The organism is Lysobacter sp. Root76 (genome assembly GCF_001428685.1).
Classification (GTDB): Bacteria; Pseudomonadota; Gammaproteobacteria; order Xanthomonadales; family Xanthomonadaceae; genus Lysobacter.
In genome coordinates this window covers 670,845-682,344 of sequence record NZ_LMIK01000001.1, presented here as the reverse complement: position 1 = coordinate 682,344, position 11,500 = coordinate 670,845, and the positions used below count along the sequence as shown (strand labels likewise).

7 protein-coding genes are annotated in these 11,500 nt (G+C 68.1%); all 7 read left to right on the top strand.

Going from position 1 to position 11,500, the window contains the following annotated elements:
* The first annotated feature begins 105 nt into the window (after positions 1 to 105).
* A complete protein-coding gene (locus ASE10_RS02790; RefSeq protein ID WP_055902936.1) occupies positions 106 to 954 on the top strand; it encodes a CoA ester lyase in 849 nt (282 codons plus the stop codon).
* Positions 951 to 3,455, top strand: a complete 2,505-nt coding sequence (locus ASE10_RS02785) for a sodium:solute symporter (RefSeq protein ID WP_082586037.1) — start codon at positions 951 to 953, stop codon at positions 3,453 to 3,455. The genes ASE10_RS02790 and ASE10_RS02785 overlap by 4 nt, the downstream gene beginning before the upstream one ends.
* A 59-nt stretch (positions 3,456 to 3,514) precedes the next feature.
* Entirely contained in the window at positions 3,515 to 4,396 is an 882-nt protein-coding gene (locus ASE10_RS02780) for a LysR family transcriptional regulator (RefSeq protein ID WP_055902933.1), read from the top strand.
* A 306-nt stretch (positions 4,397 to 4,702) separates the two neighbouring features.
* On the top strand, positions 4,703 to 6,979 hold the full coding sequence (locus ASE10_RS02775; RefSeq protein ID WP_055902930.1) for a TonB-dependent receptor: 2,277 nt from the start codon (positions 4,703 to 4,705) through the stop codon (positions 6,977 to 6,979).
* 224 nt (positions 6,980 to 7,203) lie between these two features.
* On the top strand, positions 7,204 to 8,343 hold the full coding sequence (locus ASE10_RS02770; protein WP_056305052.1) for a serine hydrolase domain-containing protein: 1,140 nt from the start codon (positions 7,204 to 7,206) through the stop codon (positions 8,341 to 8,343).
* Entirely contained in the window at positions 8,340 to 9,257 is a 918-nt protein-coding gene (locus tag ASE10_RS02765; RefSeq protein WP_055902925.1) for a ribokinase, read from the top strand. The genes ASE10_RS02770 and ASE10_RS02765 overlap by 4 nt, the downstream gene beginning before the upstream one ends.
* A 50-nt stretch (positions 9,258 to 9,307) precedes the next feature.
* Positions 9,308 to 11,500, top strand: coding sequence for an SUMF1/EgtB/PvdO family nonheme iron enzyme (locus ASE10_RS02760; RefSeq protein WP_055902922.1), 2,193 nt, complete (start codon positions 9,308 to 9,310; stop codon positions 11,498 to 11,500).

Here is an 11,500-nt window from a genome sequence, read left to right as displayed (position 1 = left end):
AGAAACAAAACCTATCGTTTGAACATGCCTGCCCTGTGCGTCCGCTATCTTTGCCTTGGCGCACACTTCGGGCCATGACCCAGACGACCCAGGCCCGGCCGCTCCATGCGTAGCAAACTGTTCGTGCCCGGGACGCGGCCGGAGCTGTTCGCCAAGGCGCTGGCCGGCGAGGCCGATGCGCTGTCGTTCGATCTGGAGGACGCGGTCGCCGCCGAACGCAAGGGCGCCGCGCGTGCCGCGGTCGCCGAGTTCGTCGGCTCCGACGCGGTGGCGGCCAGCGCCAAACTCGCGATCGTGCGCGTCAACGCGCCGGACTCGCCCTGGTTCGCCGCCGACCTGGCCGCGGTCGCGCGCCCGGGCGTGGACTTGCTCAACCTGCCCAAGATCGAATCGGGCGTAGCCTTGCTGGCCGCGGTCGCGCAGATCGAAGTCGCCGAGGCCGGCAATGGCGTCGAACGCCCGATCGGCCTGCTGATCAATATCGAAACCCCGCGCGCGCTCGCCGCCGCGGCCGGGATCGCGGCCGCGCATCCGCGCGTGGCCGGGCTGCAGTTGGGCCTGGGCGATCTGTTCGAGCCTGAAGGCGTGGAGCGGAGCGACCGGGCCAACGTGCACGCGGCGATGTTCGCCCTGCGCATGGCCGCGGCTCAGGCCGGAGTGTTCGCACTGGACGGCGCGTACGCCGATCTCCACGACGACGACGGCTACCGCGCCGAGGCCGCGATGGCGCGGCGGTTGGGCTTCCTCGGCAAGACCTGCGTGCATCCGCGCCAGGTCGCCCTGGCCAACGCCGCCTTCGCCGCGACCGAGGCCGAGCTGGAAGCGGCGCGGCGCATCGTCGAAGCTGCGGCGCGGGCGCCGGAACGCGGGGTGTTCGTGGTAGATGGACGCATGGTCGATCTGCCGTTCCTGAAACGCGCGCAGGCGCTGCTCGCCACGGCGGGCCGCCGATGAGCGCGCGTCCGTTGTCTGGCCCTCGGGTCTCCGCGTTCGCGACGCTGGCCTCATGGCGCGCTCTGTTGTTCCTGTTGCTGTTGAGCGTGATCGGGCCATTGCAGGCCGAGGCCCTGACGCCGATGCGTCCGGACCGCTTGCCGGCTCTGGCCGGCACCAACTCGCTGACCGGCATCGCCCGCATCGATGGTCGCGCGGTCGCGATCTCGGCCGACGGCGCCTGGTCGCTGGAAGAGGGCGGTCGGGCCTGGTCGCCGCTGCGGTGGCCGGCGGATGTCGTCCCGACCCAGATCGTCGCCGTGGTTCAGGACGGTCAGCGCGCTTATCTGCTGCTGAGCCAGGGCGAGGATCGCGCGGCGATGCGGGTCGGGCAGCTGAGCGTGAACGAGGGCGCGCTCGCCATGCAACCGCTGCCGTCCCTGCCGGTCGCGTTGCAGGAGCCGCGCGGTGCTTTGTCGGCGGAGGCCTTCTATATCGCCGGCAAGGCCGGCGACGGCACGACCCGTCTACTGCAACTGCGCTTCGACGACGAGCGCCCGCATTGGGCGCCGCTGACGGTATGGCCGGGCGGTGCGCCCGCGAGTTCGCTGGTCGCACAGACCAGGGCGCTGTTCGCGGTGGTGCCGGAAGCCGGCGGCAACGACCGCATGCTGCGCTGGTCGACCGACCAAGGTTGGACCGAAGCGGGCCGCGCTCCGGGCCGCGTCGTCGCCGGCTCGGGCCGCGCGACGGGACAGGCGCACATCCTCTATCTGGTGGGCGACGGTGCCGATGCGCGTGCGCCAGCGAAGTTCATGACCTACCAGACCATCACCGCCGGTTGGGCGACGCTGCCCGGCGCGCAGACCGGCGCCACGATCGCCACGGCCGCCTGGCCCGACGGCCTGGTATGGGCTCAGGCCGGCACCGGAGGCCGCGGCATCGCCTTCGCCACCGCGCAGGTTCAGTCCAGCAAGCTGCGCCTGCACTGGCTGGACTGGGTGGTGATCGTGTTCTACCTGGCCGGCATGATCGGCATCGGCCTGTACTTCTATCTGCGCGAGAAACGCAACTCGACCAGCAACTTCTTCGTCGGCGGCCGCACCATTCCGTTCTGGGCCGCCGGCATCAGCCTGTACGCGGCCAATACCAGCTCGATCAGCTTCATCGCGATTCCGGCCAAGGCTTTCGAGACCAATTGGCAGTACATGGCCAACAATGTCATCGCGGTGTTCGGCCTGATGTTCGTGGCGGTGTGGATCGTACCGCTGCTGCGGCGCCTGGACCTGATGTCGGTGTTCTCCTACCTGGAAACGCGTTTCCATCCCTCGATCCGCATGCTCGCCAGCGCCTTGTGCGTGTTCGTGCAGATCGGCAGCCGGATGAGCGTGATCCTGTTCCTGCCCGCGCTGGCGATCGCCACCATCACCGGCATCAGCGTGTTCTGGAGCGTGATCCTGATGGGCGGCTTCACCATCGTCTACACCGCGATGGGCGGCATGAAGGCGGTGATCTGGACCGATTTCGTCCAGGTGATCGTCAAGATGGGCGGCGCGATCTTCGCCATCGGCTTCATGATCTGGAGCCTGCGCGGCGGATTCGGCGAGTTCTGGTCCACGGCCATGGCCCAGGACAAGATGCACACCTTCGATTTCAGCTTCGACCTGACCAAGGCCACGGTCTGGGGCTTCATCTTCCTGGTCCTGTTCGAAGTCGTGCTGACCTTCCCCAAGGACCAGGTGCTGATGCAGCGCACCCTGTCGACCAAGTCCGACCGCGAGGCCGGGCGCTCGATCTGGGCCTTCGCCGCGATCATGATTCCCGGCGGCATCATCTTCTACACCATCGGCACCGCGCTGTTCGTCTACTACAAGGCCAACCCGGAGCGGATGAACCCGCTGCTGCCGATAGACGCAACCTTTCCGATGTTCATCGCCGCCGAACTGCCGGTCGGCGTGACCGGACTGATCATCGCCGGCATCTTCGCCGCGGCCATGGCGACTTTGTCGGGGATCATGAACTCGGTGGCGACCCTGATCTCGGTCGACTTCTACGAGAAGCTGGCCAAGAACCGCACGCCGAAGAAGAGCGTGTTTTTCGCCGAGCTGATGACGGTGGTGGTGGGCCTGGTCGGCATCGGCACCGCGCTGCTGCTGTCGCGCTTCGACATCCATTCGCTGTTCGACGTCTCGATCGAACTGGCCGGCCTGCTCGGCGGCGGTTTCGCCGGGGCCTACACCCTGGGCATGTTCACGCGCCGGGCCAATTCGCCGGGCGTGGCGATCGGCATCGGCGCCAGCATCGTGCTGACCCTGGTGATCTGGTCGTTCCATCTGGTCCATCCGTACTTCTACCTGGCGATATCGATCCTGCTGTGCATCGTGATCGGCTACCTGGCCAGTCTGATGTTCCCGGCACCGACCCGTTCGCTGGAAGGGCTGACGATCTACGGCCGCAAGCAAGCGGCCGCGGCCGCGGCGGCCGCCGCAGCTGCCGCCGAAGCCGAGGCGTCGCGGCCCTGAGCGCACTCGCGCCTGCGCGAGCCCTCGTGTAGCCTGCCGGACAGCAGCAGCGAGCCGCCGTGGAAACCCAGTTCCTCAACACTTTCGTGACCGTCGTCGACCAGGGCTCCATGGCCGCGGCGGCGCGCGTGCTGGGCATTACTCCGGCCGCGGTCGCGCAGCAGATCCGGACCCTGGAGCGCGAGATCGGCGCCCCGCTGATCGCCCGCGTCGGCCGCACGGTCAGTGTCACCGAGGAGGGTTCGCGGATCCTGCCGCGCACGCGCGAACTGCTGCGCAGCGTCGCCGACCTGCGCAGCGTGGCCAACGAAAGCGGGGTCTCCGGCGAGCTGCGCCTGGGCGCCTGTCCGACCGCGCTGGCCGGCATGCTGCCCGACGTGCTCGCGCGCATGGTCGAGACCTTTCCGCAGATCAACGTGTTCATCAAGCCGGGCTATTCGGCCGATCTCTATCATGCGGTGGAAAAGGGCGACCTCGACGCTGCGGTGGTGTTGCAGGCGCCGTTCCCGCTGCCCAAGACCTGCGAATGGCAGCTGCTGCGCGAGGAGCCGCTGATCGTGCTGGCGCCGCAGAGCATGGCCGAGCGCGACCCGCACGAACTGCTCGCGACCCAGCCGCTGATCCGTTACGACCGCCACCAGTGGGGCGGGCGCCAGGCCGACGAGTACCTGCGCGCGGCCAACATCGTTCCGCGCGAGCGCTTCGAACTCAATGCGCTCAACGCGATCGCGGTGATGGTCGATCGCGGCCTGGGCGTGTCGCTGGTTCCGGACTGGGCCAAGCCCTGGCCGGAAGGCCTCAAGCTCGCGCGCATCCCGCTGCCCGACGCTTCGGCCACGCGCCGTATCGGCATCGTATGGTCGCGCTCGAGCGTGCGGGTGCGGCTGGTGACGGTGTTCCTGCAGGAAAGCCGAAAGGCGATGCAGGTGCAGAAGGGCTGATCCCGCGCAGCGGTCGTGCGTGTCGCGCCGAACGCGGTCCGCGTGGAAATGTTGCAATGCGACATTTTTCCTGCGCACTCAAGCAACAAAACCTAGTCTCTGAACATAGCCCGCAGCGGTTCTATGCCCGCGGCCTAGCGCATACGCTCGCTTGCACTACAACGGACTGCCGGGACGTCGGGGGGCGTCGCCAGAGCGAAGCGCGGCCAGCGCGGTTCCAACGCATTACCGATCACGCAGCATCGATCACGGACAACGCCGCGACGGCGCGATCCGTCGCCATCCGAACCCATTACGAGACACGACATGGTCAAGCCACTCAGCGCCGCGATCGGCAGCATCCTGCTGCTCTCCGTCATCTCCGGACAAGCCCGTGCGCAGGACGCCGAAACGGCCGCCGACAGCGAAAGCAAGGACAGCTCCGCGGTCGACCTGGACAGCGTCGTCGTCACCGGTACGCGCAGCCCGAAGGCGGTCGACAAGATCCCGGGCGCGATCACCCTGGTGTCGAAGGAAGAAGTGCAGCGCAGCCTGGTCCTGACCGAGGACGCGACCGCGGTGCTGGCGCGCTCGGTGCCGGGCTACGCCGAATCCTCGCAGGCGATGAGCAACACCGGCGAGAACCTGCGCGGCCGCGTCGCGCTGCGTCTGTTCGACGGCGTGCCGCAGGGCTCGCCGCTGCGTGAGGGCACCCGCAACGCCACCTTCACCGATATGGGCATCGTCGGTCGGATCGAGGTCATCAACGGTCCCTCGGCCTCCGAAGGCATCGGCGCGGCCGGCGGCATCATCAACTATCTGTCGGCGGCGCCGACCAAAGAAGGCAACGAGGTCACCCTGATCTCGCGCTACTCGACCCAGTTCGGCGACGACAGCGACGGCTGGAAGCTGGGCCTGAACTTCGCCCGCAAGGACGGCGAGTTCGACATGCTCGCCAGCGCCTCGATCATCGACCGCGGCATCAGCTACGACGCCGACGGCCGCCGCGTTGGCATGAACACCAGCGGCTCGGTCGCCGACTCCGAAGCGCGCAACCTGTTTCTCAAGGCCGGCTACAACTTCGGCGCCGACGGCTCGCAGCGCATCGAAGGTTCGGTCAGTCACTTCAAGATCGAAGGCAAGGCCAACTACATCCAGGTGCTGGGCTGCCGGCCCGAAGAGTTCGCGATCTGCGGCGAGACCCGCACCAACACGTCCGAGCCCGGGCAGATCTTCGGCTCCAAGGCCGCGTTCAACGATTTCAAGCAGTATCAGCTGACCTACAGCCACTTCGATCTCGGCGGCGGCACCCTGCTGGTCAACGCCTACAAGGCCGATCAGGCGATGCGTTACCTGGTCGAGAATTCGTCCGACCGCCAGGACCCGCTGATCGCGCCGATCGGCACGATCTACGATCAGTCCGAAATCGTGACAAACAAGAAGGGCCTGCGCACGTCCTGGACCCGGCCGTCGCTGTTCTCGGTCGCCGGGCTGGAACTGCGCGTCGGCCTGGACCTGGTCGAGGACACCGCCGAGCAGCGCCTGGCCCTGACCAACCGGGTCTGGGTGCCGCCGATGGAATACAAGAGCCGGGCGCCGTGGATGCAGCTGTCCTGGGACGTCGGCCCGCTGACCTTCAGCGGCGGCATCCGCCGCGAGGACGGCGAGCTGCACGTCGACGACTACACCACCACCTGGTTCCGCGACCGTCGCTTCGTCAAGGGAGGCACCCTCGACTACCAGGAAAACCTGGTCAACGGCGGCGTGGTCTGGCGCATCAACGAGGGCTTCTCGGTGTTCGGCTCTTACGGCGAGGGCTTCACCCTGGCCAATGTCGGCATCCCGCTGCGCAACATCCAGTGCTCCAACGACAACCCGGACGGCACCCAGCCCGACGGCTGCCCGAACGATCCGCAGATCAGCGTCGGCGACCTGCTCGACCTCAACGCGATCGTGGTCGACAACACCGAGTTCGGCTTCAACTGGCGCGGCAGCCGCGGCTCGCTGAGCGCCTCGCACTACGATTCCAAGTCCGACTTCGGCCAGTCGCTGTCGATCGATCCCATCACCAACGACTTCGTGCTGCTGCGTGCGCCGGTGCGGATCAAGGGCTACGAGCTGGCCGGCGATTACCGTTTCTCCGAGGCCTGGAAGTTCAGCGCGGTCTATTCGCATACCCGCGGCAAGACCTCGTTCTGGTCCGCCGACGCGGCCGGCCGTTATCCGGCGGGCGGCCTGAACCGGCCCATGGGCGTGCTCGACATCAATCCCGACAAGTTCGCCTGGTCGGTGACCTGGAACTTCGTCCCGCACGGCGACATCACCCTGGGCGCGACCACGTTGTTCTCGCGCAAGTTGTCGGGTACCGACGTGCGGGCGTTCGACGGCCAGAACTTCAGCTTCACCGAGAAGACCAACGGCTACACCTTGTTCGACCTGGGCATGAACTACGAGACCGAACGCTGGGGCCGTTTCTCGCTGGGCATCGAGAATCTGCTCGACAAGCAGTACATCCTGAGCTGGTCGCAGCCGCCGGGCGGCTTCCAGAACTACTGGGCCGGTCGCGGCCGCATGGTCTCGCTCACTCACACGATCAAGTTCTGACACAGAAAGTGGCGCGACACCTTCGAATCGCCGCCGTCGGGTCCCCGTCCCGCGGCGGCTCTTTTTTCCGCGTTGCCGGGCGCCGCGGGATGGCGATGGGCATGGCGGCGTGGTGCGCGTTCGCCATGGCGTCCGGGCATGCGGCGGAGCTTGCGGCCCTACCACAGGTGGCACCGGCCAGCGAGGGCTATTCGGCGCCACGCCTGGAGCGGTTGCACGAGTTTATGGCTCAGGCCACCGACGAGCGCGGCTATCTCGGCGGCGTGACCCTGATCGCTCGCAACGGCCGCATCGTCGATTGGCGCGCCTACGGCTATCGCGATCTGGCACGCAGCCAGCCGATGCGGCGCGACGACATCTTTCGCATCTACTCCATGACCAAGACCGTCACTTCGGTCGCGGTGCTGATGCTGATGGAGGAGGGCAGGATCTCGCTGGACGATCCGATCTCGCGCTATCTGCCGGATTTCGATGCATCGCAGGTGGTCGCCGGCGGCAGCGCCGACGCGCCGCAGCTGCGCCCCGCAGCCCGGCCGATCACGATCGAGCACTTGCTCACCCACACCGCCGGCTTCGCCGCCGGGCGTCCCGGCGACGATATCGCCTTGCAACTATTGCGGCGCGCCGATCCGCACGCGGCCGGCGATCTGCGCGGCTTCGTCGAGCGCCTGAGCCGGGTGCCGCTGGCTGCCGACCCGGGCACCCGCTTCGGCTACGACGGCGCGGCGCTGGAAACCGCGGCGCGCCTGGTCGAGGTCGTGAGCGGTCAGCCGTTCGACGTGTTCCTGCAGCAACGCGTCTTCAGCCCTTTGCGAATGCGCGACACCGGCTTCCAGGTGCCGATGGCGCAGCGGGCACGCGTGGTCGATATCAGCACGATGGGCGACGACGGCCGTTTGCGCCTGGACGACGGGCCCAGCGCGCGCGAACCCGGGGCGCCGCTCAATGCCTACAGCAGCGGCGCCGGCGGCCTGTATTCGACCGCCGGCGACTACGCGCGCTTCTGCCAGATGCTGCTCGACGGCGGCACGCTGGACGGCGAAACCCTGCTCGGCCGCAAGACCGTCGAGCTGATGCTGCGCAATCATCTGACCATGCTCGATCCGCCGGTGACCCAGTTCAGCGATGCCGAGGGCTTCGGCCTGGGCGGCTATGTGGTGCTGGATCCGGCGCGGCGCGGCCAGGCGGGATCGGTGGGGCAATTCGGCTGGTCGGGTGCGGCCTCCACCAGCTACACCCTCGATCCGCAGGAGAAGCTGGTCGCTATCCTGATGCTGCAACATTTGCCGCGCGAGGACCGCGTCGATCTGCCGCGGATCGCGCGACGCTTCTATGCGCTGGTCTATCAAGGACTGGCGCCATGAGCGGTACCGTGCTGGTGGCCGGCTCGGCCAATCTGGACTTCGTGGTCCGCGCCGCGCATGTGCCCGCACCGGGCGAGACCGTACTCGGGCGCGATTTCGCGACCTATCCCGGCGGCAAGGGCGCGAACCAGGCCGTGGCCTGCGCGCGCGCGGGCGCGCCTACCCGCATGCTGGCTGCGTTCGGCGACGACGACCACGCCGCAGTGATCGAACGTTCGCTGCAGGCGGCCGGGGTGAACCTGCACGCACTGCGCATGGCCGGCTGCGCGACCGGCACCGCCTTCATCTGCGTGTCCGACGACGCCGAGAACGCGATCACCGTGGCGCCGGGTGCGAACGCCGCGCTGCGTCCCGAGCACCTGCCGAACCTGGGTGGGGTCAGCCACCTGCTGCTGCAGTTGGAAACGCCGCTGGCGACGGTCGAAGCCTGGGCTCGGGCCGCGCGTGCCGCCGGGACGACGGTGATCTTGAACGCGGCGCCTGCCGGCGCCCTGCCTCCCGGTCTTCTGCAAGCGGTCGACGTACTGGTGGTCAACGAAGGCGAACTCGCTGCGATCACCGGCGTGCGCGGCGATCTGGAAGCCGCGCTGGCGCGCCTGGACATACCGTGCGTGATCGTCACCCTGGGCGCGCGCGGCTGCTGCGCGCGTGTCGGCGGCGAGTTTCTGCATCAGGCTGCGTACCCGGTCGCGGCGGTGGATACGACCGCCGCCGGCGACACGTTCTGCGGCACACTGGCAGCGGCGCTGGCCGCGGGCGAGGACTACGCCGCCGCGCTGCGCCGGGCCAGCGCAGCGTCGGCGCTCGCCTGCACGCGCGCGGGCGCACAATCCAGCGTGCCCGCGCGCGCCGAGGTCGATGCCTTGCTCGCAGGCGAACAGGCGGTGCCGGCAGCTGCCGCCGCGCCGCCCTGATCCCGATTCGTATCGTCCCCCTTTCCGTTCTTTCGATGCCGCCCGAACCGATGAATCCCAGCCCCGACCAACCCGCATCCGACCCCAACGGCACAGACAGCGACGAGCGCCGCCCGGTGCGCAGCGAGTACAAGTTCTCGCACGTCACCACCCAGCGCTACCTGCCGCTGCCGGGCAAGGCGCCGGGCTGGCCATTCGCCGAGATCGGGCATTGGAAGATGGATGTCGACGGCTCGGTCGACGACTGGATCGCCGAGCTGATCGACTGGCGCCGCGAGCACCTGACCCGGATCGGCTACGACGACGCCAATTACCGCCGCCCCGAGCTGCAATGGGCCCAGCGCAACTTCGTCCATGCCCAGATGATGGCCGAGGACCGCTACTTCTACGATCCGGTCGAAGGCCGCTATACCGTCGAGCGTTACCTCGACGACCTCAAGCGCCGCTACGGCGGCATCGACAGCGTGCTGATCTGGCACGTGTATCCGAACATCGGCGTCGACGATCGCAACCAGTTCGACCTGGCCGGCGACCTGCCGGGCGGCATCGAGGGCCTGCGCGGCGCCATCGCCGAATTCCATCGCCATGGCGTGCGCGTGCTGCTGCCGACCATGCCCTGGGACAACGGCACCCGCGACGACGGCCGCAACGACTGGGAGTCGATGGCCGAGCTGGTCAAGGCGGTCGGCGCCGACGGCATCAACGGCGACACCTACAACGGCGTGCCGCGCGCCTTCTTCGACGCCTGCGATGCGCTCGGTCACCCCGTGGTACTGCAACCGGAATCGACCATCAGCGCCGAGGAGGCGTTGATCTGGAACGTGCAGAGCTGGGGCAAGAAGGCGCCGAACGAAGTCGTGCCGCCGGTGGCCAAGTTCAAGTGGCTGGAACCGCGCCACATGATCAACTACGAGAACCGCTGGGGCCGCGACCGCAACCACGACCTGCAATACATCTTCTTCAACGGCGTGGGTTACAACGCCTGGGAAAACATCTGGGGCCTGTGGAACCAGCTCACCCCGCGCGACGCCGAGGCATTGCGCGGCATCGCCGCGATCGAGCGCCGCTTCGCCGACTGCATGGTCAGCCTGGACTGGCGCCCGTACGAGCGCACCTTGCAGGCAGGCGTGTTCGCCAGCCGCTTCCCGCGCGACGGCGTGACCCTGTGGACGCTGGTCAACCGTAACGAGTACGAAGTCGCGGGCGAGCAGTTGGCGGTGCCGCACATCGAAGGAACGCGTTACTACGATGCCTGGAACGGTGTCGCTCTGGCGCCGCGGATCGATGGCGGCCGCGCCGTGTTCGAGTTCGCGATCGAAGGCCGCGGCTTCGGTGCGGTCGCGGCGCTGGCGCCCGGTGCCGAAGTCGAGGGGCTCGGCGCCTTCCTCGCCGGCATGGCCGAACGCGCGGCCACGCCCTTGCGCGACTATTCGAACCAGTGGCGCGCGTTGGCTCAGGTGCTGGTGCCGATCGAGTCGACCGCGCCGGCGCAGACGCCGCCGCCGGGCATGATCGCGATCCCCGCCGGCGACTTCGACTTCGTGGTCGGCGGCGTCGAGATCGAGGGCCAGACCTGGGAAGGCGTGGACGTGCAATACCCCTGGGAGTCCAGCGCGCGTCGCGGTCATCGTCAGCGCATGCGCATGCGGCCGTTCCATATCGACCGCACGCCGGTGACCAACGCTGAATACCGGCGCTTCGTCGAGGCCAGCGGCTATCGCCCGCGCGATTCCCACAATTACCTGCGCGACTGGATCGACGGTGCGCCGCCGCCGGGCTGGGAACGCAAGCCGGTGACCTGGGTCGGGCTCGAAGACGCACGCGCCTACGCGCACTGGGCCGGCAAACGCCTGCCGCACGAATGGGAGTGGCAGTACGCAGCGCAGGGCGGCGACGGCCGTCGCTACCCCTGGGGCGATGCCTGGCGCGAGGATGCGGTGCCTGCTACGAACCGCGGCCGACATCTGCGTGCGCCCGACGATGTCGACGCGCATCCGGCCGGGGCCAGTCCTTTCGGCGTGCTCGACCTGGTCGGCAACGTCTGGCAATGGACCGACGAGTACCAGGACGAACACACGCGCGCGGCGATCCTGCGCGGCGGCAGCTCCTACCAGCCGCAGACCTCGCATTGGTATTTCCCGCAAGCGCACCGGCTGGACCAGCACGGAAAATATCTGTTGATGGCGCCGAGCAAGGACCGCTCGGGCTGCATCGGTTTCCGCTGCGTCGTCGATGCGGCCTGA